Below are 22,100 nucleotides of genomic sequence, written 5' to 3' on the forward strand. Positions count from 1 at the left end.
GCCGCACCGCGTGGAGACCGGTCCGAGACGACGTCCGGTGGACCTCGTCCGCGTGACCGTACGTGTCCCGGGGCCGCATCGGAAAGCCGGTTGTCCACAGGCCCTGTGGATAAGTTGGCCCGTCCCGTGGAGGACACGCGACAGCGTGTGCAGAGCCTGGGGACGGTTCTGTGGAGAACTACTGTCAACTCCTGGGAGCACCCTGTCTGACCTGGGATAACGCACATCCACACCTGTGGATGAAAATTTGTCGGACATTGATTTTGTTCACGTCCCCGACACTCCCGGGACACCCCTGATGTTTGTCGACATAGCGCCCAGTACCGCACTGTCCACAACTTGTCCCCAGTTTCGGTAAGACACCGCCGACCGGTATGGACGACCTCGCGCCTACGATCCGCTCGTGAGCGCACCACCGGCCGGCACCGACCCCCGCGCCACCGACCGCGAGATCTGGCGGCTGGCGGTCCCCGCCTTCCTGGCCCTGGTCGCCGAGCCGCTCTTCCTGCTCGGCGACGCCGCCGTGGTGGGTCGCCTCGGCACCCCCGAGCTCGCCGGCCTGGGCATCGCCGCGGTGGTCCTGCAGACCGCCGTCGGCCTCTGCGTCTTCCTCGCCTACGGCACCACCGCCAGCGTCGCCCGCCGCCTGGGCGCCGGCGACCTGCGGGGCGCCCTGGCCCAGGGCGTCGACGGGCTCTGGCTGGCCGTCGGCATCGGACTGGTGACGACGATCGCCGGCGTCGCGCTGACCGGCCCGATGGTCGCCGCGTTCGGCGCCGGCCCCGAGGTGACCGAGCAGGCGACCACCTACCTGCGCATCGCCTTCCTCGGCACCACCCCGCTGCTGGTGATGCTGGCGGCCACCGGGGTGCTGCGCGGCCTGCAGGACACCCGCACGCCGCTCTACGTCGCCGTGGGCGGCAACGTCCTCAACATCGTCCTCAACGTGGTCCTGGTCTACCCCGCCGGTCTCGGCATCGCCGGCTCCGCGATCGGCTCCGTGGTCGCGCAGGTCCTCAGCGCAGCGGTGCTCGGCACCGTCGTGGTGCGCGGGGCCCGGGCCCAGGGCGCCCCGCTGAGCCCCGACCTGCCCGGCATCCGCCTCGCCGCCCGGGCCGGCGTGCCGCTCGTGGTGCGCACCCTGACCCTGCGCGCGGCCATCCTCGCCACGACGTACGCCGTCACCCTCGGCGCCGCACCGGGCGCCGGGCTCGACGTCGACCTCGCCACCCACCAGCTGGCGATGACGCTGTGGGGCTTCCTGGCCTTCGTCCTCGACGCCATCGCGATCGCGGCGCAGGCCCTCACCGGCCGGACCCTGGGCGCCGGCGACGTGGAGGCCACCCGCCGGCTGACCCGTCGGATGCTGCGCTGGGGCGTGGTCGTCGGCGTGGTCACGGGACTGGCGCTGGCCGCCGCCAGCCCGCTGCTCGGCCCCCTCTTCAGCCGCGACGAGGCCGTGCACCAGGCACTGGTGCCGGTGCTGCTGATCGCCGCGCTGGGCCAGCCGGTGGCCGGGATCGTCTTCGTGCTCGACGGAGTGCTGATCGGCGCCGGCGACGGGCGCTACCTGGCGCTGGGCGGCGTGGTCACGCTGGTGGTCTACCTGCCGGTCGCCCTGCTCGCCGCGTCCTGGGGCGGCCTGCTGGCGCTCTGGATCGCCTACACGACCGTCTTCATGGGTTCGCGCATGGTCGTGCTGGTGCTCCGCGAGCGCAGCGACGCCTGGGTGGTCACCGGCGCCACGTTCCCCGGCCCGCGCCGGGCCAGGTCGTAGGCTGCCCGCCATGGCCCCGTTGTCCCTGGTCGCCTCGGGGCTGCTCCTCGTCGCCCTCGTCGCCCCCACCGGTGGGTACGACGTGATGGCCGACTGGGCGGGCTGGGCCCTGGTCGTCGCGGGCCTGGGCCGCCTGCCCGCCGAGACCGCCACCCGCCAGCGTCCGGTCCTGATCGGGCTGGCCGTGGTCGCCGGCCTGCTGGCGGCCGTGCTCTGGTTCCCGCAGGTCAGTGGCTCCCTGGGCGACGCCGACCCCTCGATCGCCTGGGCGCTGAGCCTGCCGCAGCTGCTGGTCACCGTGCTGCTGGCCCACGAGCTCGGCGTCGCCGCCGCCGTGGGCCAGGACGCAGCGGCTCGCCGCCGCTGGTTCCTCGTGCGGACGGTCGCGGTGGTCGTCGCGGTGCTGCCCGTCCTGGTCTACGGCGCCGGGGTGAGCGGTCTGGAGCCGCTCGCCTTCGTCCTCGCCGACCTGCTCATCCTCACCGTGGTCGTGATGCTCCTGGTCGACGCCCGCCGCGCCTGGGCCGGAGGCACACCGCGCGACTTCGGGCGAAGCGCCGCGAGCACGGCCAGGGATTCGTAGCCTGGGGCGCACTGGGGCGTTGTAGCAACGACCCCTCCGCCTCCACCTGAGGAACATCCGATGCCAGTCCCCTCGTCCGCCCGTCGCGCTGCCACCCTGTCCGTGGCCGCACTGGTGGGTGCCCTGCTGCCGGTCCTGGCCGCTCCCGCCGCGACCGCCGACCCCGGCTGCCTCACCGAGGTCGCACCGCCAGGAGAGCTCCCGCTGCCGCTCCCGTCGCCGATCGGTCCCGGGGACCGGTGCGACGACAGCGTCCCCCCGGAGACCAGCCTGGACTCGGTGACCCCGACGCCCAACGGGCTCGGGTTCGTCGCGCAGGACTCGATCACCCTGACCTTCACCGGGAAGCACCCCGACGCGGACGCCGACCCGATCGGGTTCGAGTGCCAGTTCTTCAACACCCCCGAGGCCCCGGCCGACTGGCAGAAGTGCACCAGCCCGGTGACCTACACCGACCTCGAGGACACCCGCCGCGAGCTGGGCGGCAAGGAGACGCCGTACACCTTCCGGGTCCGCGCCTTCGACGCCGCGGACCGCCCCATCGACGCGACCTCCCCGAGCAACCCGCTGTTCGGCACCGGCGGCGCCGCCACCGACGTGCCCGACATCGACCAGACGCCCGCCGAGACGAGCTTCAAGGTGGACACGCTCACCCCGGTCGCGCGGATCTTCAACGAGCCGTTCGACCCCGAGACGCCCGAGCTGCCGATGCTCACCACCGACAGCCCCCGGCTGCGCATCACCGGCTCGGAGTCCGCGCTCACCTTCGCGTGCGACATCGACGGGCGCGAGATGCCCTGCAGCGACGACAACGTCGTCTTCCACGACCTCGGGCCCGGCACCCAGACGCTGAGCGTCTCGGTGAGCGACCGCGCGGGCAACACGTCGGCGAAGCCGGCCACCACGACCTTCACCGTGCCGGAGAACCTCGTCTCGCCCGGCCGGCGCTGGAAGACCCGGTCCTCGGACAAGTACTTCGCCGGCGACTACCTCGAGGCGACCCGCTACAAGTCGAAGATCTCGGTCGAGGGCACCGACGTGCGCGAGGTGCGGCTGCTCGCCACCACCGGGCCGGACACCGGCAAGCTGAAGTTCAAGACCCCCGGCGGGGTCTGGCGCAAGGTCAAGCTCGGCGGCAAGCGCACCCAGCGCAGCGCCGTCGTGATCGTGCGCAACGCGCAGAGCGGCTCCTTCAGCGGACCGATCACGTTCCGCGTGATGAGCCGCGGCAAGCCCGTCCAGCTCGACGCCATCATGCTGCGCTGAGCGCGACCGGTCGTCGAGGACGACGAACGGGCCCGGACCTCCGTCGGAGGTCCGGGCCCGTTCTCGTGGTGCAGGTGCGGTGTGGGACTCAGCCCTTGACGACGTTGAGCGACACGGTGGCCGACACCTCGTCGTCGAGACGCACGGACACCTGGTGGGCGCCGAGCGACTTGATGGCGTTCTCGACGGCGATCGTGCGCTTGTCGACAGGCTCGCCGCTCGCCTCGGTCAGCGCCGAGGCGATGTCGGCGGGGGTGACGGCGCCGAAGAGACGCCCGCCCTCGCCGGCCTTGACCGGGACGTTGACCGTCGCGGCCTCGAGCTTCGCCTTGATCTCGAGGGCGTGCGCCTGGTCGCGCACCGCGCGGCTGGACCGCGCGCTCTTGATCGACTCGACGGTCTTCTCGCCGCCGCGGGTCCAACGGATGGCCACGCCACGGGGGACGAGGTAGTTACGGCCGTAGCCGTCCTTGACCTCGATCACGTCGCCGGGACCACCGAGACCGGTGACCTCCTGGGTCAGGATGAGCTTCATCGTCCGTGCTCCTCTCAGCGACCGGTGGAGGTGTAGGGCAGCAGAGCCACCTCGCGGGCGTTCTTGACCGCGATGGCCACGTCCCGCTGGTGCTGTACGCAGTTGCCGGTGACCCGACGCGCGCGGATCTTGCCGCGGTCGGAGATGAACTTGCGGAGAAGGGTGGCGTCCTTGTAGTCGGCGCCGGTCGCCTTCTCCTTGCAGAACTGGCAAACCTTCTTCTTGGGCTTGCGAATCACTGCCTTGGCCATTGTGGTGCTTCCTTTCTAGAAGCCCGCCCCGGAGTGGGTACCGGGTCGGAATGGATCAGGTTGATGGTCAGTGGTGCTGGACCGGACGGTCCAGGATCAGAACGGGGGCTCCTCGCCCACGCCGGGGGCGCCCCAGGGGTCGTTGCCCTGGCTCGGGGCCGGACGGGACTGTGCCCCGCCGTACCCGCCGCCGCCCTGCGGAGCGGCCTGCTGGCCACCCTGCTGGGGCGCCGGAGACGCCCAGGGGTCGTTGGCCGGAGCAGCTGCGCCCTGGCCTCCGCCCTGAGCCGGCTGGCCGCCGCCGTAGCCGCCGCCCTGTCCGCCGCCCTGGCCGCCGCCGGAGTAGCCTCCGCCGCCGCCGCCCTGACGGGTGGTGCGGGCGACCTTGGCGGTCGCGTAGCGCAGGGACGGGCCGACCTCGTCGACCTCGAGCTCCATCACGGTGCGCTTCTCACCCTCGCGGGTCTCGTAGGACCGGGCCTTGAGGCGGCCCTGGACCACGACGCGCATCCCCTTCTGGAGGGACTCGGCAACGTTCTCCGCGGCCTGTCGCCAGATCGAGCAGGCGAGGAACAGCGCTTCGCCGTCCTCCCACTCGTTGGTCTGACGGTTGAGGGTGCGCGGCGTCGACGCGATCCGGAAGTTGGCCACGGCCGCCCCCGAGGGGGTGAATCGCAGCTCCGGGTCGTCGACGAGGTTGCCGACCACCGTGATGACGGTCTCGCCTGCCATGAGGTCTCCCTAGCGGTGTGCTGATCCTGGTGCTGTTCGGTCGTCCGATCCAGCGTGCGCGACCATCGTGGCCGAACGCGCCGACATCGGACAGGGGTCATCCACAAGTGGACGACCCGAGGCATCGAGCCGGGAGGCTCAGTGCGCGTCGGGCCGGATGACCTTGGTGCGCAGGATCGCCTCGTTGAGGCCGAGCTGACGGTCGAACTCCTTGACCGTGGCAGGCTCGGCGTTCAGCGTGATGACGGCGTAGATGCCTTCGGCGTTCTTCTTGACCTCGTACGCGAGGCGGCGACGTCCCCAGACGTCGACGGACTCGACGGTGCCACCGTCGTTGGTGATCACGTTGAGGTACTTCTCGAGGGACGGCTGAATCGTCCGCTCTTCGAGGCTGGGGTCGAGGATGACCATTACTTCGTAAGCACGCATAGCAGTCTCCACCTCCTCTGGACTCGGCGGCCACGGTCTCTCCGTGGCAGGAGGGCTGTGCGTTCCCGCACCCGCACGACGCTCGCGCGCCACGCTGGTGGGAGCGGGGACCGCGGACAGGGACCCGTCGGTGGGGCCTGCGATCGCGGACAGCGCAAGATACCAGCGCGCGAGGACCACGGCCCAAACGTCGGCCCACGCCTGTGCACGACCAGGCGTGGGTGGCGCCGCCCCGGGGTAGGAGGGCGACGACATGCGCCACTCCTCCTCCGGGCGACATCCCGGGCACCCGGGCCTCCCCGCGCCGCCGCCGCGGCGGCTCGCGGGCCGCTACGAGCTGCGCGACCGGGTCGGGTCCGGTGCGATGGGCTCGGTCTGGCGCGCGTGGGACCACCAGCAGGGGCGCTGGGTGGGCGCCAAGGTGCTGGGCGAGCACGACGCGGGGCTGCTGCTGCGCTTCGTGCGCGAGCAGTCGGTGCGCATCGACCACCCGCACGTCGTCGCCCCGACGGGTTGGGCCGCCGAGGACCACCTGGTCGTCCTCACCATGGACCTGGTGCGCGGGGGGTCGCTCGACGACCTGCTGCGCGAGCACGGCCCGTTGCCCGAGAGCTACGTGGCGGTGCTGCTGGCCCAGCTGCTGCGTGCCCTGGCCGCGGTGCACGAAGCGGGCGTGGTGCACCGCGACGTGAAGCCGGCCAACCTCCTGCTCGAGCCCACCGGGAGCGGGCGCCCGCACCTGCGGTTGGGCGACTTCGGGGTCGCCACCCTGGTCGACGGCCCCCGGCTGACCCAGCACCCCGGTGTGGTCGGGACCGACGGCTACCTGGCCCCCGAGCAGGTCGCGGGGGCTGCGCCCGACCCCCGCCAGGACCTGTACGCCGCCGGCGTCGTGGTCCGCGAGCTCCTCACCGCCCGTACGCCGCGCCAGCAGGCCGGCCGGCCCGCCCCGCCCGGTCTCCTCTCCGGGTTGGTCACGTCGCTGACCAGCCCGGATGCCGGGGGCCGCCCGCCCTCGGCGCTCGCCGCGCTCGAGCGGCTGCACCGCCTGGGGGTGCCGGCGGGCACACCGTGGGACCGGGAGCCCCGACCCCCGCACGTGCCCGACCGCCTCGGCACCCCGCCGGGGCCCCGCACCCCCGGCGCGGGCCGGGAGGCGGCCCTGTCGACGCGGACCGTCGCCGCGGCGCTGTGCCTGCTCGGCTCCGCCGGGCTGTGCCTGGTGGCCCTGGTGCTGCTGCTGTGAGCGCCGGTCCGCGCCGCTCAGCGACGGCGCAGCAGCACCAGCCCGGCCACCAGGAGGGCGAGGGCGACCCCCAGCAGCAGCGTCGCCGTACCCAGCCGGTCGTCGGCCAGCGCCGCGGTGAGCAGGGTGGACGTCATGGCGGGAGGTTCCCACGACCCCGGACCCGGCAAACCCGTGTCGGTGAGCGCTCCTAGGGTGGCCCCATGTCGTCGAACTCGATCCGCATCGGTGCCCACGTCGACCAGGCCGACCCGGTCGGCGAGGCACGCGCGCGCGACCTCCCGCTGGTGCAGATGTTCCTGGGTGACCCCCAGGGCTACCGCGGGCCCGAGGTCCAGCACGTCGGCGGCGCCGCCGGGCTGCGCGAGGAGGCCGAGGCCGCCGGCGTCGAGCTCTACGTCCACGCGCCGTACATCATCAACGTCGCGACCACGAACAACCGGGTCCGGATCCCGAGCCGCAAGCTGCTGCAGCAGCACATGGACGCGGCGGCCGAGATCGGCGCCCGGGGCCTGATCGTGCACGGCGGGCACGTCAACAAGAGCGACGACCCGGCCGTCGGCTTCGACAACTGGCGCAAGGCCGTCGAGGCCACCGACCTCAAGATCCCGCTGCTCATCGAGAACACCGCCGGCGGCGACCACGCGATGACCCGCCACCTCGAGCGGATCTCCGGCGTGTGGGCCGCGATCGGGGGTGCCGAGGGTGCCGACATGGTCGGCTTCTGCCTCGACACCTGCCACGCCCACGCCGGCGGGATCGCCCTGGAGAGCGTGGTCGAGGACGTGCTGGCGATCACCGGGCGCATCGACCTGGTGCACGCCAACGACAGCCGTGACGACTTCGGCTCGGGTGCCGACCGGCACGCCAACTTCGGCTCCGGCCGCATCGACCCGGACCTGCTCGCCTCGGTGGTGCGCGACGCCGGGGCACCGGTGGTGATGGAGACCCCAGGACCCGCCGAGGCCCACGTGGCCGACGCCGCCTGGCTGCGGAATCGGCTGTAACGTCCCTGCCGTGACCCACCCCGTGCCTGCCGCCCCGCTCCGGGTGCGGGAGATCCCGCCCTCCGAGCACCTGGCGTTCCTCGAGACCCGCCCCTCGGCCAGCTTCCTGCAGACCCCCGCCTGGGGCCTGGTCAAGGCTGAGTGGCGCCGTGAGTCGCTCGGATTCTTCGCCGGCGAGGAGCTCGTGGGCGTCGCGCTGGTGCTCTACCGCCAGCTGCCCCGCCTCAAGCGCTACCTGGCCTACGTCCCGGAGGGGCCGGTCCTCGACTGGACCGACGACGACCTGGGCCGATGGCTCCAGCCGCTGGCCGCCCACTGCCGCGGCCGTGGCGCCTTCGGGGTGCGGATGGGTCCGCCCGTGGTGACCGCGCAGTGGAGCGCCCAACAGGTCAAGGACGGCATCGCCGACGACGGCGTACGCCGCCTGGGCGAGCTGGCCCCGCTCGAGCGGGACCCCGTCGGGGCCCGTGTCGTCTCGCAGCTGGAGTCCCTGGGCTGGCGCCACCAGGGCGTCGACGGCGGCTTCGCCGCCGGCCAGCCCCAGTTCGTCTTCCAGGTGCCCCTCGTCGACGACGAGGGCGCGCCGCTCGACGAGGCCGCCGTCCTCAAGGCGATGAACCAGCAGTGGCGCCGCAACATCAAGAAGGCCGTCAAGGCCGGCGTGGAGGTGCAGTCGACCTCCGGCGTCGCCGAGGCGCTCGAGGCGCTGCCGGCCTTCCACGAGCTCTACGTCCACACCGCTGAGCGCGACCACTTCACCCCGCGCCCGCTGGGCTACTTCCGCACCATGGTCGAGGCCCTGGCCGGTGAGGGCGAGCAGCTCGACCAGCCCGACCGGCTGCGCCTGCACCTGGCCCGCCACGAGGGCGACCTGGTCGCGGCCACCATCGCGATCCGCGTCGGCACCCACTCCTGGTACTCCTACGGCGCCTCGTCCACCGAGAAGCGCGACGTGCGCGGCTCCAACGCCGCCCAGTGGGCGATGCTGCGCGACGCCCTCGCCGCGGGCTCGCACGTCTACGACCTGCGCGGCATCACCGATACCCTCGAGGCCGACGACAGCCACGTCGGGCTGATCCAGTTCAAGGTCGGCACGGGCGGCCGGGCCGTCGAGTACGCCGGCGAGTGGGACCTGCCGCTCAACAAGGTGCTCTACCGCGCCTTCAGCCTCTACATGGCGCGCCGGTGACCGCGCGATGAGCCTGACCCTGAACGTCGACGGCCCGCGCTGGCGCGAGCACCTGCGCCGCACGGCTGCCGCCCACCCGGGCCTGGTGCCCGTCGTCAAGGGCAACGGCTACGGCTTCACGCTGGGCCGCCTCGCGCGGCGTACCCAGTGGCTCGCCGAGCAGGACCTGGGCCACGAGCCCGACGCGGGCACCTGCGACACCCTGGCCGTCGGCATGTACGACGAGCTCGAGGAGGTCGTGCAGCGCTTCGACGGCAGCGTCGTGGTCCTCACCCCGTGGCGGCCCTTCGGCTCCGCGCTCGAGGCCACCGCCGACGACTCCCTGGCCGACCGCCTCGTGCACACCGTGGGTCGCCTCGAGGACCTCGAGGACCTGCTCGCGCGGCGCCCGCGGGCCCGGTTCGTGCTCGAGCGGCTGACCAGCATGCAGCGCCACGGGCTGTCGGCGCGCGAGCTGTGGGCGGTCGGCGAGGCGTTGCGCGCCCACCCCGGCGCCCGGCTCGAGGGCGTGGCGATGCACTTCCCGCTCGCCCAGGGCTCGCACACCTCCGAGGCCTCGCGGCTGCTGACCGACGTGGTGGGTGCCCAGCTGCCGCCCGGCCCCCGGTCGCACACGGTCTGGGTCTCGCACCTCAGCGACACCGAGCTGTCCGGCCTGCGCGCCCGCTGGCCCGACTTCACCTTCCGGTCCCGGATGGGCACCGGCCTGTGGCTTGGCGACCGCGGCTCGCTGTCGGTGACCTCGACCGTCCTCGACGTGCACCCCCTCGAGCGCGGCGACGTCTTCGGCTACCGCGGGCGCACCGCCCCCAAGTCCGGGCACCTGCTCGTCGTCACCGGCGGCACCGCCCACGGCGTCGGCCTCGAGGCCCCCACCGGCGACCTCGGCCTGCGCGGTCGCGCCGCCACCCTGGCCCGGGGCGGTCTCGACGCGGTCGGTTTCGTGCGCTCGCCGTTCTCCATCGACGGCAAGCAGCGGCTGTTCGCCGAGCCGCCGCACATGCAGGCCTCGATGCTCTTCGTGCCCACCGGAGCCCGGGTGCCCGCCGTCGGTGACGTCGTCGACGTCCGGGTGCGCTACACCGCCACCGCGTTCGACCGCATCGTCGTCAGCTGAGCGCGCTGCATGAGTCCCCGGCCGACCGGGGACTCATGCACTGGATGGGTGTTGCAACGCCCGACTAGTGCTGGAGTCCCCGGCTGACCGGGGATTCATGCACGGGCTGCGTACGCCGCACCGGGTCGTGCCGCGGGCGCCACACGTCGCGCGCCACCAGGCCCACGAGGTAGAGCTCGGCGGCGACCCGGACCACGATCGCGACCCAGTAGAACCCGGCCGCACCGCCGCCGCCGTCGTCGAGCAGGCCGCCGAGGTACCACCACACGCAGGCGAAGTAGAAGATCTCGCCGGCCTGCCACACGATCTGGTCGCGCAGGCGCGGTCGCGCCAGGACGGCCAGCGGGAGCAGCCACAGCACGTACTGCGGCGAGTAGACCTTGTTCACCAGCAGGAAGCCGGCGACGAGCAGGAACCCGAGCTGGGCCAGGCGCGGGGTCTGGGGCGCCAGCATCCCGAGCGCGAAGACGGCCGCGCACCAGCCGGCGAAGAACAGCAGCGAGGCGGTGTTGATGGTGGAGGGCTCGAGGGCGACGTCACCGGCCTGCGCCGCGACCAGCCACAGCGACCCGAGGTCGGCGCCCCGCTCGGAGTTGAAGGACCAGAAGACCCGCCACTGCTCGTAGCCGGTCAGCAGTGCCGGCAGGTTGGCCGCCAGCCAGGCCACCGCGGCCGACACCCCCACCAGCGCCAGGTGGCGCCAGAGTCGCTGGCGCAGGCAGATGACCAGGACCGCCCCGAGCAGGAACAACGGGTAGAGCTTGGTCGCGGTGCCCAGGCCGATGAGCACGCCGGTCAGCACCGGCCGACCGGTGGACCAGGCCCACAGCGCACCTGCGACCAGCACCACCGCCAGCAGGTCCCAGTTGACCAGCCCGGTCAGCAGCAGCGCCGGGGAGAGCGCGAACCACAGCGCGTCCCACGGACGGCGCGGGTGCGTGCGCGCCAGCAGCCAGACCGCGAGCAGGCTGAGCAGCGCGAAGCCGAGCGCGTTGACGATGACGAAGGCGCGGATCTCGCGCTGCACCTCGGGGTCGCCGAAGAGCGAGCCCGGGTCGGCGGCCTGCCGCTCGTCGAGGTCGGCCCAGCCGGTCAGACCCTGGGCGACCAGGGCGGTGCCCCAGGCCCAGTACGAGATCCCGACGGGATACTCCATGACCTCGGGGTAGCGCTCGCGCAGCTCGGCGTCGCCGGAGTAGGGCCAGGCCCGCTCGACCAGCGCCCGGCCGGTGTAGAGGTAGGGCAGGTCGGAGTAGCACATCTGGGTGTACCGGGCGTCGGTGTCGGTCCAGGTGTCGCTGTAGCAGGGAGCCTTCTGCAGCATCCCCAGCGCGACCACGACCGCGCACAGCGCCAGGAGCACCCGCAGCGGCGTCCACCACGGATGACGACCGGCCCGCGTCCCCACGGGCCCGCCGATCCCCTCGCTGAGCGTCGCGGCGAGCGGGTCCTCCTCGGTGGGAGCCGCGTCCGGTCCCGAGGACGGGGTCATCGCAGGCTCACCCGGTCACCCGTTCGGGCTCGGTCCGCCGCTGCCGGCGGCCCCGCTGGGCGACGACGACTCGGAGGGCGGGCCCGTAGGCACGGGCGGCCCGGTGGTCGTGGGGGACGGGGTCGGCTCCTCGGTGGGCGTCGGCTCCTCGGTCGGGGTCGGCTCCTCGGTCGGGGTCGGCTCCCGGGTGGGCGAGGGCTGCCGGGTCGGCGACTGCTGCGTGGGCTGCGGTGCCGGCGGTGCCGGCGGCGCGGTGGTGGGCGCGTAGCCCGGGGGCGCCTCGCCGTCGACGAAGACGGGCTCGGGGAACTCCTCGACCTCCAGGCCCTCCATCAGGACCTGCATCACCGCGAGCCAGGTGTCGGCGGGGTAGGCGCCGCCGAAGTACTCCGGCAGCCAGCCCTGGAGCTCCTCGTTGCCCTTGCCGCGCACGTACATCACCGCGGTCGACAGCTGGGGGGTGTAGCCGACGAACCACGCCGAGGAGACCTCGCCCCGACCGTTGGTCGCAGTGCCGGTCTTGCCGGCGGCCGGTCGACCCAGGCCGAGGGCGGCGGTGCCGGAGCCACCGGTCACGTTCTGCTGCAGGGCGTACGACACGTCGGCGGCGATGTCGGCGCTGACCGCGCGCTCACCCTTCTCCTCGTGGGTGTACTCCACCTCGCCGTCGGCGCCGACGACCTCCTCCACGACGTACGGCTCGCTGTAGACGCCCTCGTTGGCGATCGTGGCGTAGGCGTTGGCCAGGTTGACGGGGCTGACCGTCGCGTTGCCCAACGAGATGCCGGTGATCGGCTCGAGACCGGGCGACGTGGGCGGGATGCCGGCCCCGTTCTTGCGCGCCTTCGCCGGCGGGATGCCCATCGCGTTGGCCATGTCGAGCACCTTCTGGGCGCCGTTCTCCATGGCCAGGGTCATGTCGATGAAGGCGGAGTTGGCGGACTTCTGGGTCGCGTAGACCATGTCGATCGCCGAGCCGTAGCTCTGGTTGCCCTGGTTCTCGATCTCGTTGCCGTCGGGCAGCTCGTAGGGCGAGTTGCCGTCGAAGGTGTCGCGCAGCGAGAAGCCCTCCTTGATGGCCGCCGCGAGCGCGAAGGCCTTCAGGGTCGAGCCCGCCTGGCCGCCGGTGACCGCCCAGTTGTACTGCGACTGCACGTAGTCCTGGCCGCCGTAGAAGCCGCGCACGGCCCCGGTGCCGGGCTCGACGCTGGCCACACCGACGTGCAGCTGCTTGTCGCCGAAGCCCTCGGGGCGCGCCGAGAGCACGCCCTCCTCAGCGGCCTTCATGGCCTCGGCGGTGAAGGTCGTGGTCACCTGCAGGCCGCCGCCGTCGATCTCGTCGTCGTCGAAGCCGAGCCGGTTCAGCTCGTCGCGGACCATCTCGAGGACGTGGCCCTTCTGCCCGCCATAGGTGCTCTCCGCCTCGATCTGCGGGAACTTCGGGAGTCGCTTGGCCGCCTTCTCCCCCTGGGCGGCCGTGATGCTCTCGAGCTTGACCATCTGGCTCAGCACGTAGTCGTAGCGGCTCTTGAGGAGCTGCTTGTTGTCCTTGCCGTTGGCCGGGTCGAACCGCGACGGGTTGTTCAGCACCGCCGCGAGCACCGCCGACTGGCGCAGGTTCATGTCCGCGGCGTCCTTGCCGAAGTAGGACTGCGCGGCCGCCTGCACGCCGTAGGCGCCCCGACCGAAGTAGATGGTGTTGAGGTAGCCCTGGAGGATCTCGGTCTTGGACTGCTTGCGGTGCAGCTTCAGCGCCAGGATCGCCTCCTTGACCTTGCGCTCGTACGAGCGCTCCTGCGTGAGGTAGAGCACCTTCACGTACTGCTGGGTGATCGTGGAGGCGCCCTGGGTGTCGTCACCGGCGGCGTTGTTGAAGAACGCGCGCATGATGCCCTTGGGGTCCAGGCCCGAGTCGGTCCAGAAGGACTGGTTCTCGGCCGCCACCACGGCGTCCTTGATGGTCTCGGGCATCTCGTCGTAGGAGATCGAGGTGCGGTCCTGGGTCGCGAACCGACCGGCCTCGGTCTTGCCGTCGGCGTAGTAGACGAACGTCGTCTCGGTCTCGAACTCCGCGTTCGGGTCCGGGATCTCGGTGCTCTGGTAGAGGTAGAAGAAGCCGCCCGCGGCCAGCAGCGCGCCGACCAGCCCAGCGATCGAGCCCCACTTGAGCACGCTGAGGAGACGCTGCTTCCAGGTCCGGGGCGGGGCCTTGGTGGGCGTCCGCTTCACGGCCGGACCGGCTGCCCTGCGCTTGGCTGTCACGTCGCTGCTGCTCCCGGGGAAGAGGGCGCGGCTGGCGCGCCCGGTGGTTCGGACCGTGGATCAGGGTACGCAACCGGGTGGCACACGGAGCGATCGTCGCGAGGACGGCGCAGCGCACGAGTTTTATCATCCGGCGGATATATCGCTACGATACGTCTCATGGCACGTCGTGGAGAGACCATCGAGCTCGCAGTCCTCGGACTGCTGCACGAGGGACCCATGCACGGCTACGAGCTGCGCAAGCGGCTGAACCTGATGCTGGGCTGGGGCCGGGTGCTGTCCTACGGCTCGCTCTACCCCACCTTGAAGAAGATGCTGCGGGCCGGGCTGATCGAGGAGCTGGCACCCTCGCGCACCACCGTGAGCCGGCGTCCGCGCATCACCTACCAGGTCACGCCCGCGGGCAACCAGGAGTTCCACGACCTGATGATGGAGGTCGGTCCGACCGCGTGGGAGGACGACAACTTCGACATCCGGTTCACCTTCTTCTCCTCCACCGACATGGAGATCCGTCTGCGCGTCCTCGAAGGACGCCGCACCCGGCTCCAGGAGCGCCTCGAGCGCGTCCAGAGCCAGCTGTCGATGACGCAGAAGGAGGTCGACAGCTACGCGGCGGAGCTGCAGCGCCACGGCGTGGAGTCGGTCGAGCGCGAGGTCAAGTGGCTCTCGGACCTCATCAACGCCGAGCGCGCGGTGCCGCCCTCCGGGACGGACCCGGCTCTCGGGAGCACCGCTCCGCACGACCCCCCACACGTCCCCCAGCACGACCACCAGCACGACCAGCAGCACGTCCCACCGGCAGCCTCATCCGAGGTGCCGGCGACCACAGCTCGACAGGCCGGCTCTCCAGCCGGTGAGTCGTGAGACAGGAAAGGAACGACCCGATGGGTTCGGTTCGAGTAGCAATCGTGGGAGTCGGCAACTGCGCCACCTCCCTCGTCCAGGGTGTCGAGTACTACAAGGACGCCGACCCGCAGGGTTCCGTCCCCGGCCTGATGCACGTCATGTTCGGCGAGTACCACGTCAACGACGTCGAGTTCGTCGCCGCCTTCGACGTCGACGACATGAAGGTCGGCAAGGACCTCTCCGAGGCCATCCACGCGTCGCAGAACAACACCATCAAGATCGCCGACGTCCCCACGCTGGGCGTCGACGTCCAGCGCGGCCCGACGCTCGACGGTCTCGGCAAGTACTACCGCGAGACCATCGAGGAGTCGGCGGCCGAGCCGGTCGACGTCGTCCAGGTCCTGCGCGAGCGCGAGGTCGACGTCCTGGTCTCCTACCTCCCGGTGGGTTCCGAGGAGGCCGACAAGTTCTACGCGCAGTGCTGCATCGACGCGGGCGTGGGCTTCGTCAACGCGCTGCCCGTCTTCATCGCCTCCGACCCCGTGTGGGCCAAGAAGTTCGAGGACGCCGGCGTCCCGATCGTCGGCGACGACATCAAGAGCCAGATCGGTGCCACCATCACCCACCGCGTGATGGCCCGCCTCTTCGAGGACCGCGGCGTCACGCTGGACCGCACCTACCAGCTCAACGTCGGCGGCAACATGGACTTCAAGAACATGCTCGAGCGTGAGCGCCTGGAGTCCAAGAAGGTCTCCAAGACCCAGGCCGTGACCTCCAACCTCACCGGTGAGCTCGCGAACAAGATCTCGGACCGCAACGTCCACATCGGCCCCTCGGACCACGTGGCGTGGCTCGACGACCGCAAGTGGGCCTACGTGCGCCTCGAGGGTCGCGCCTTCGGCGACGTCCCGCTGAACCTCGAGTACAAGCTCGAGGTGTGGGACTCCCCGAACTCCGCCGGCATCATCATCGACGCCCTGCGCGCCGCGAAGATCGCCAAGGACCGCGGCATCGGCGGCCCGATCATCTCGGCGTCGTCGTACCTGATGAAGTCGCCCCCGGTGCAGCTCCCCGACGACGAGGGCCGCCGCCGCGTGGAGGCCTTCATCGCCGGCGAGGAGTGAGCCCTCCCCACCAGCAGCACCGCACCCGGCCCGACTGAGCCGGCTCTGCAGGACGAACGGCGCGGACCCAGCACGGGTCCGCGCCGTTCGTCGTCCGCGGCCGGGTCCCTCCCGGGGGGTGAAGATCGCGGCGACGTCGTAACCCGGGCCCGCGCGGGGTCGTTGGCCGTGGGTACGCGCCCACACCGACGGCGCCTGTCTCGAGGACGTCCATGACTCCCACACCCCGCCACCGCCGGCGGTTGAGGGCTACCGCCCTGCTCGCCGCCGGCACCACCGCACTGTCCGGTCTCGGCGCCCTCGGCGTCAGCGCCGCTGCGGCTCCCGCCACCGTCTCCGCCGCGAGCAGCAGCGCCACCGCTGCCGCTGCTCCCGGCGCCATCGAGGCGCCGCCCAGCAAGGCCGCCCTCGGCGACCTCGGCATCGAGAACAGCTTCGTCTCCTCGGTCGGCTGGGTGAAGCCCGGCGAGTCCTACCCCTCGCGCATCCTGGTGACCAACACCGGCGCCACGCCGGTCACCGGGGTCAGCATCACCGTGACCGCCCCGCGCGGCAGCACCATCACCGCGGCCCGGCCGCCCAGCGGCACCACCGCGGTGGTCCCCGCCGGCGGCGCCAGGACCGTCACCTGGAGCCTGCCGCTGGTGCCCGCCGGCACCGCGACCTCCCCCGCCCGCGTGACGCTGGTCCTCGAGCACCGGGCCGACACCCTGGCCGCGGAGCCCACCCTCGTGTGGCGCGACCTGTCGAGCACCGCCAAGGTGACCCGCGCCCAGCAGAGCACCAGCGTCACCAGCCACGGGCCCAAGGTGATCCCGCCGAACGAGGTCTACGACACCGCCCGGTACGGCGACCGGCCCTTCCCGATCGTCCCGGTGCAGTACCGCGACCGCGCCTACCAGGGCAACCACTCCGGCGACCAGCTCGAGAAGGTCGTCAACGACCCGGACTACCCGGGCTCCACCTTCAACCTCTTCCAGGAGATGAGCCTCGGCCAGCTGTTCCCCGAGGGCAGCGTGCCCTCGGCGGGCCTCGACGGCACCGACTTCACCTACGGACCGGGCTTCGACTTCACCCAGGTCCAGCCCGGCCAGACCTGCACCGGCGGCGTGACCAAGACCGGTCCCGTCCCGGCGCCCGGCACGGTCGGCGGTCCGGCCTACACCGAGCGCATCACCAAGGGCGTCTACAACCTGCCCGGCAACACCGCCTACTACGGTGCCGACGCCAACGGCACCGCGCTGATCGGCGCCCTGGCCGGCGTCGGCGCCCTCCAGGCCATCGACAGCGGCTGCGGCACCCCCGGCAAGATGGTCTACGACGCCGCCGCGATCGCGGACCCCGAGGTCGACTACAGCGACTTCGACACCGACAAGGACGGTGTCGTCGACTTCTTCATGGCCGTCTTCGCGGGCTGCGGCGGCAACGGCGCCTCCCAGCTGAGCGTGGCCGGCTGCGAGTACACGGATGCGCCGTACGACAACGTGTGGCCGCACTCCTCGTCGCTGGAGTTCTACTACACCGACCCCGAGACCGGGCTCGCCGGCTTCACCACCGACGACCAGCTCAAGGACCTCGAGGGTCGTCCGCTCTGGTACACCGACACCACGCGGACCACGATGACCACCGCCGACACGGGCAAGGCCCTCACGGTCTTCGTGCGGGTGGGTCCCTACAACGTCAACCCCGAGACGGCCATCGACGCCGCCAGCGTCATCAGCCACGAGTACGGCCACTCGCTGGGGCTGCCCGACTTCTACTCCACCGGCAGCCGCGAGACCTATGGCGACTGGAACCTGATGGCGACCGACCAGTCGCAGAACATGGACGCCTTCTCCCGCCAGGAGATGGGCTGGGTCGTGCCGCAGGTCCTGGACTCCTCGACCTCGGTCACCGGGTGGAAGGACTCCAAGACCGACATCGACACCCTCACCTGGCAGCGCCCCGACGGCACGCCGTACACCTTGGAGGAGGGGGTCGACGGGCGGGTGCAGAACTCGCAGATGTACGTCGCGAAGCTGCCCGGTCGCCAGCTGCTGGACCCGGCCGTCTTCGACTCCGGCGACAAGGCGAGCAGGACCCACGCCTGGTGGTCCGGGTCCGGCAACGACTTCGGGTGTGCGCCGCAGAGCGGTCGCAACCTCGACGTGTCGATCCCCCAGCTGGCCACGCTGCCGGCGGGCAGCAAGGTCGAGCTGTCCATGAAGTCCTGGTGGGACATCGAGTGGGACTACGACTACGGGTTCGTGCTCACCACCACCGACGGTGGCAAGACCTACAGCTCCAACCGGTCGGAGAACGGCTACACGACCTCCAACACCGACCCGCTCGCCGGGAACCCGAACCAGAACCAGTGCCAGGCCACCTTCGACAACGGCCTGACCGGGACCTCGGGCAGCTACCAGGCCGGCTCCGAGGCCATCGACCGCAAGGCCGGTGAGACCCCCGACGCCGTGTTCCTCGCCGACCGGTACGACATCAGCGAGCTGGCCGGCAAGCCGGCCGGTGCGCTGCGGTTCAGCTACGCCACCGATCCGGGCCTGGCCCGGCCGGGCTGGTTCGTCGACGACCTCAAGGTCACCGTGACCGAACCCGGCAAGCCGGCGTACGACGTGCTGGTCACCGACCTGGAGACCAGCGGCGGTCCCGACGACGACCGCATCTTCAACGGTGGGTGCCGCGAGGACCTGACCACCGCCCAGAGCTGCACCCAGGGCTGGAAGTTCCTGCAGGCGGGCGCCGGCTCCGAGCAGGACCACGCCTACTACCTCGAGATGCGCGACCGGTCCGGCTTCGACTTCGACGGCTTGGGGCAGGCCGACCGCGGGGGCGCTGCCTTCGAGGCCGGGCTGTACCTCGGCTACACCGACGAGGCGCACGGCTACGGCAACACCGGCACCGACAACCCGCCGGCCCAGTCGCCGCTGGACTCCACACCCACGCCGGGCAGCGACACCCCGGACCTGGACGACGCCGCGTTCACCACCGCCGCGGCCCGGTCGTCGTTCTCCGACGACCCGGCCAAGCCGCACGTGGACAACTACTCCGACCCGAGCACCACGTCGGGCAGCTGGGAGTTCGCGTTCGGCTGCCTCGGCTTCTCGGTGAAGCAGATGGCGGGCGCCGACGCGGCCCCGGCCAACAACCTGACCGGTGCTGTGGACCTCACCATCGGCAAGGGCTGCGGCGAGTTCAACTACGGCTACCTGACCGAGGCGCCCGGCGGGGGTGGGCAGAACACCGCGCCCCAGGCCGACGCGAGGGCCACGCCCAGCACCGTCCGCCCCGGCCAGGAGGTGACGCTCTCGGCCGAGGGCAGCACCGATGCGCAGAGCCCGGCGGCCGACCTGGACTACAGCTGGGACTTCGGCGACGGGGGCGGCACCAAGGACGCCACCGGCCGGGTCGTGCGCACGTCGTACGGCTCGGTGGGAGCGAAGACCGCCACGGTCACGGTGACCGACCCGCAGGGTGCGGTCGACACCGCGTCGGTGACGGTCACGGTGACCGGGGAGGCCGGCAGCGACAACACCGCCCCGACCGCCGCGGCGCGGGCCAAGCCGGACCGGGCCACCACCGCGCGCTCGGTGCGGCTGACCGGCAAGCGGTCCAGCGACGCCGAGACCGGATCGAAGGACCTCGACTACAGCTGGGACTTCCACGACGGCGGGACCACGGTCGACGCCACGGGTCGCCGGACCACGCACCGATTCCGTGAGGCGGGGGTGCAGAAGGTGAGCCTGACCGTCACCGACGAGTCCGGCGCGACCGACACCGACACCATCCGGTTCCGGGTGCACCGGTTCGTGGCCTGCCAGTCCGGCGCGGTGCGGCGCTCGGGCAGCTGGCGCACGGTCGCTTCGCAGCGCGGACCGGGCGGCAACTACTGCGACAACGCCGCGAAGGGGCAAGGGAAGGGCAAGGACGTCCTGCGCCTGGGTTTCAGCGGACCTCAGGCGGCGGTCGTCCACGGCACGGACAGGGCGGGCGGCTCGGCGAAGGTCCTCGTCGACGGCAAGCGCGTCGGGACCATCTCGTTCCGCAGCGCCGAGCCCTCGCGGCGCGTCTCCCTCGAGCGCGTCTTCACCGGCCTCGGCGGCGGGGAGCACACCCTCGTCCTCAAGGTCCGCTCGGGGAGCGCCTACGTGGACGGCTTCGTCACCTTGAAGTAGCCACCACCAGCACCAACCGACGGCGTCGGTCCCCCCGGGGGCCGGCGCCGTCGCCGTCGGTCACCTCACCGGGCGTCGACGACGCTCGTCGCTGGCGCTCCTCACTGCTCGACCAACAGCGGTCAGGAGGTGAGGGCCGCGCTCATCCGCTCGAGCGTGCGCTGCATGCCCTCGCGCAGCTCGTCGGTGAAGGCGGGCACGCCGCCGAAGGCGACCTTGGTGAGGCCCGTCGACAGCTTCGAGACACCGTCGGGGCTCTCGCGCCGGTGCACGATGCGGGTGCGGGTGCCGCCGTCGAGGGGCTCGAGGGTGTAGGACCACACGGTCCGGTTCTCCACGACCCGGAAGGCGATCTGGTGGTGCGGCTCGAAGCGGACCACCCGGGCCTGGGTCGGCCAGTGCATCCAGCCGCGATGGTTGAGGTTGATCATCCGGCTGCCCTGGCGCACGGCACCGCCGGGCACGAACGTACGACGCACCTGCGGGCTCCACTCGGGCATCCGACGGACGTCGCTGACCAACGCCCAGGTCTGGGCCGGGGTCGCGTCGACCTCGATCTCTGCGTGCAGGTCGCTACCGGTGCTGGGTGCAGTCGTCATGGTCGGTGACCGTACCCAACCCGGGGCTCCGGCCGTTAGCGCTGCGCCCACCAGGCGAGCAGCTCCTCACGAGCGCGCTCCTCGCCGAGGGGACCGTCGTCCATCCGCAGCTCGAGCAGGTGCCGGTAGGCCTCGCCGACCTCGCGGCCCGGCCCGACGCCGAGGATCTCCATGATCTGGTTGCCGTCGAGGTCCGGGCGCATCGCGCCGAGCTCCTCGGCCTCGGCGAGCCGGTCGATGCGCGCCTCCAGGTCGTCGTACGTGCGGCGCAGGCTCTCGGCCTTGCGTCGGTTGCGCGTCGTGCAGTCGGCGCGGGTCAGCACGTGCAGCCGGGTGAGCTGGTCGCCCGCGTCGCGGACGTAGCGGCGCACGGCCGAGTCGGTCCACTCGCCGCTGCCGTAGCCGTGGAAGCGCAGGTGCAGCTCGACCAGCGAGCTCACCGCGTCGATCTCGTCGTTGGAGAAGCGCAGCGCCTTCATCCGCTTGCGGGTCAGCTTGGCACCGACGACGTCGTGGTGGTGGAAGGTCACGGTGCCGTCGTCGACGAAGCGGCGGGTGCGCGGCTTGCCGACGTCGTGCATCAGCGCCGCGAGGCGCGAGACCAGGTCGGGCCCGCCGAGGCGCTCCTCCTGGTCGATCGACTGCTCCAGCACCGTCAGCGAGTGCTCGTAGACGTCCTTGTGGCGGTGGTGCTCGTCGCGCTCCAGCGCCAGCGCGGGCAGCTCGGGCAGCACCCGCTCGGCCAGGCCGGTCTCCACCAGCAGCGTCAGCCCACGGCGCGGGAACGGCGACATGATCAGCTTCACGAGCTCGTCGCGCACCCGCTCGGCGGAGATGATGTCGATCCGCTCGGCCATCGCGGTCATCGCCCGGACCACCGACGCGTCCACCTCGAAGCCGAGCTGCGCGGCGAAGCGGGCCGCCCGCATCATCCGCAGCGGGTCGTCGGAGAAGGAGTCCTCCGGGGTGCCCGGCGTGCGCAGCACGCGGTGGGCCAGGTCCAGGATGCCGCCGTAGGGGTCCTCCACCTCGCGCCCCGGCAGCCGTACCGCCATGGCGTTGACGGTGAAGTCGCGGCGACCGAGGTCCCCGGCCAGGGTGTCGCCGAAAGCGACGTCGGGCTTGCGCGAGGACGGGTCGTAGGACTCCGAGCGGTACGTCGTCACCTCGACCTGCCACTCGCCCTTGCGGCACCCGATCGTGCCGAAGTCGCGACCCATGTCCCAGATCGCGTCGGCCCAGCCCTTGAGCAGCCGCTCGGTCTCGTCGGGGTGCGCCGAGGTCGTGAGGTCGAGGTCGTTGTGGCGGCGACCCAGCATCGCGTCGCGCACCGGGCCGCCGACGAGGGCGATCTCGTGGCCGGCGTCGGTGAAGCGGCGGCCGAGGTCGTCGATCACGGGGCCGATGCGGTCCAGCTCGGCGGCGACCGATCGCTGCACCTCGACCATGCTGAGGGGGGCGGGCTCGTCGTGG

At 71.9% G+C, this 22,100-nt stretch carries 18 protein-coding genes; 10 read left to right on the forward strand and 8 right to left on the reverse strand.

Annotation, left to right across the window (positions count from 1 at the left end):
- The first annotated feature begins 403 nt into the window (after positions 1-403).
- Genes I601_RS06125 through I601_RS06135 form a run of 3 tightly spaced genes read left to right on the forward strand, consistent with a single transcriptional unit; the run spans position 404 to position 3,626 of the window.
- Positions 404-1,777 carry an MATE family efflux transporter gene (locus tag I601_RS06125; RefSeq protein ID WP_068107433.1) on the forward strand — a complete coding sequence of 458 codons (1,374 nt, stop codon included), beginning with the start codon at positions 404-406 and terminating at the stop codon, positions 1,775-1,777.
- A gap of 10 nt (positions 1,778-1,787) precedes the next feature.
- Positions 1,788-2,360 (forward strand): hypothetical protein, encoded by a 573-nt coding sequence (locus I601_RS06130; protein ID WP_068107436.1) that lies wholly within the window; start codon positions 1,788-1,790, stop codon positions 2,358-2,360.
- A 60-nt stretch (positions 2,361-2,420) separates the two neighbouring features.
- Positions 2,421-3,626 (forward strand): hypothetical protein, encoded by a 1,206-nt coding sequence (locus I601_RS06135; RefSeq protein ID WP_068107437.1) that lies wholly within the window; start codon positions 2,421-2,423, stop codon positions 3,624-3,626.
- Between the two features lie 88 nt (positions 3,627-3,714).
- Here I601_RS06135 and rplI read toward each other — a convergent pair whose 3' ends face one another.
- From rplI to rpsF, 4 genes are all read right to left on the reverse strand, one after another.
- On the reverse strand, positions 3,715-4,161 hold the full coding sequence (gene rplI / locus I601_RS06140) for a 50S ribosomal protein L9 (RefSeq protein WP_068107439.1): 447 nt from the start codon (positions 4,159-4,161) through the stop codon (positions 3,715-3,717).
- 14 nt (positions 4,162-4,175) lie between these two features.
- Complete coding sequence (gene rpsR / locus I601_RS06145; protein WP_068107441.1) at positions 4,176-4,412, reverse strand: 30S ribosomal protein S18; 237 nt, start codon at positions 4,410-4,412, stop codon at positions 4,176-4,178.
- Between the two features lie 96 nt (positions 4,413-4,508).
- Positions 4,509-5,144 carry a single-stranded DNA-binding protein gene (locus I601_RS06150; RefSeq protein WP_068107443.1) on the reverse strand — a complete coding sequence of 212 codons (636 nt, stop codon included), beginning with the start codon at positions 5,142-5,144 and terminating at the stop codon, positions 4,509-4,511.
- Positions 5,145-5,282: 138 nt separating this feature from the next.
- Positions 5,283-5,573: a 30S ribosomal protein S6 gene (gene rpsF, locus I601_RS06155; RefSeq protein ID WP_068107445.1), complete on the reverse strand. Its 291-nt coding sequence runs from the start codon at positions 5,571-5,573 to the stop codon at positions 5,283-5,285.
- 253 nt (positions 5,574-5,826) lie between these two features.
- Here rpsF and I601_RS06160 point away from each other — a divergent pair, with 253 nt between their 5' ends.
- The 4 genes from I601_RS06160 (at position 5,827) to I601_RS06175 (ending at position 10,132) form a co-directional block, all read left to right on the forward strand.
- Complete coding sequence (locus tag I601_RS06160) at positions 5,827-6,819, forward strand: serine/threonine-protein kinase (protein WP_068107448.1); 993 nt, start codon at positions 5,827-5,829, stop codon at positions 6,817-6,819.
- A gap of 203 nt (positions 6,820-7,022) precedes the next feature.
- Positions 7,023-7,826 carry a deoxyribonuclease IV gene (locus tag I601_RS06165; RefSeq protein WP_068107450.1) on the forward strand — a complete coding sequence of 268 codons (804 nt, stop codon included), beginning with the start codon at positions 7,023-7,025 and terminating at the stop codon, positions 7,824-7,826.
- A gap of 10 nt (positions 7,827-7,836) precedes the next feature.
- Entirely contained in the window at positions 7,837-9,015 is a 1,179-nt protein-coding gene (locus tag I601_RS06170; protein ID WP_237089566.1) for a lipid II:glycine glycyltransferase FemX, read from the forward strand.
- Between the two features lie 7 nt (positions 9,016-9,022).
- On the forward strand, positions 9,023-10,132 hold the full coding sequence (locus tag I601_RS06175) for an alanine racemase (protein WP_068107452.1): 1,110 nt from the start codon (positions 9,023-9,025) through the stop codon (positions 10,130-10,132).
- A 64-nt stretch (positions 10,133-10,196) separates the two neighbouring features.
- On the opposite strand, the gene I601_RS06180 is transcribed toward I601_RS06175, so the two are convergent.
- Complete coding sequence (locus I601_RS06180) at positions 10,197-11,624, reverse strand: glycosyltransferase family 87 protein (RefSeq protein ID WP_068107453.1); 1,428 nt, start codon at positions 11,622-11,624, stop codon at positions 10,197-10,199.
- Between the two features lie 15 nt (positions 11,625-11,639).
- Positions 11,640-13,886, reverse strand: a complete 2,247-nt coding sequence (locus I601_RS06185) for a transglycosylase domain-containing protein (protein WP_068107456.1) — start codon at positions 13,884-13,886, stop codon at positions 11,640-11,642.
- Between the two features lie 159 nt (positions 13,887-14,045).
- On the opposite strand from I601_RS06185, the gene I601_RS06190 reads away from it, so the two are divergent.
- From I601_RS06190 to I601_RS06200, 3 genes are all read left to right on the forward strand, one after another.
- Positions 14,046-14,750, forward strand: a complete 705-nt coding sequence (locus tag I601_RS06190; RefSeq protein ID WP_084527248.1) for a PadR family transcriptional regulator — start codon at positions 14,046-14,048, stop codon at positions 14,748-14,750.
- Positions 14,751-14,770: 20 nt separating this feature from the next.
- Positions 14,771-15,856, forward strand: a complete 1,086-nt coding sequence (locus tag I601_RS06195) for an inositol-3-phosphate synthase (protein WP_068107458.1) — start codon at positions 14,771-14,773, stop codon at positions 15,854-15,856.
- A 212-nt stretch (positions 15,857-16,068) separates the two neighbouring features.
- Positions 16,069-20,028: a PKD domain-containing protein gene (locus I601_RS06200; RefSeq protein ID WP_084527250.1), complete on the forward strand. Its 3,960-nt coding sequence runs from the start codon at positions 16,069-16,071 to the stop codon at positions 20,026-20,028.
- A gap of 122 nt (positions 20,029-20,150) precedes the next feature.
- Here I601_RS06200 and I601_RS06205 read toward each other — a convergent pair whose 3' ends face one another.
- Positions 20,151-20,627 (reverse strand): SRPBCC family protein, encoded by a 477-nt coding sequence (locus tag I601_RS06205; RefSeq protein WP_068107462.1) that lies wholly within the window; start codon positions 20,625-20,627, stop codon positions 20,151-20,153.
- A 35-nt stretch (positions 20,628-20,662) separates the two neighbouring features.
- On the reverse strand, positions 20,663-22,075 hold the full coding sequence (locus tag I601_RS06210; protein WP_084528020.1) for a CCA tRNA nucleotidyltransferase: 1,413 nt from the start codon (positions 22,073-22,075) through the stop codon (positions 20,663-20,665).
- Positions 22,076-22,100: the final 25 nt, after the last annotated feature.

The organism is Nocardioides dokdonensis FR1436, from assembly GCF_001653335.1.
Taxonomy (GTDB): domain Bacteria; phylum Actinomycetota; class Actinomycetes; order Propionibacteriales; family Nocardioidaceae; genus Nocardioides; species Nocardioides dokdonensis.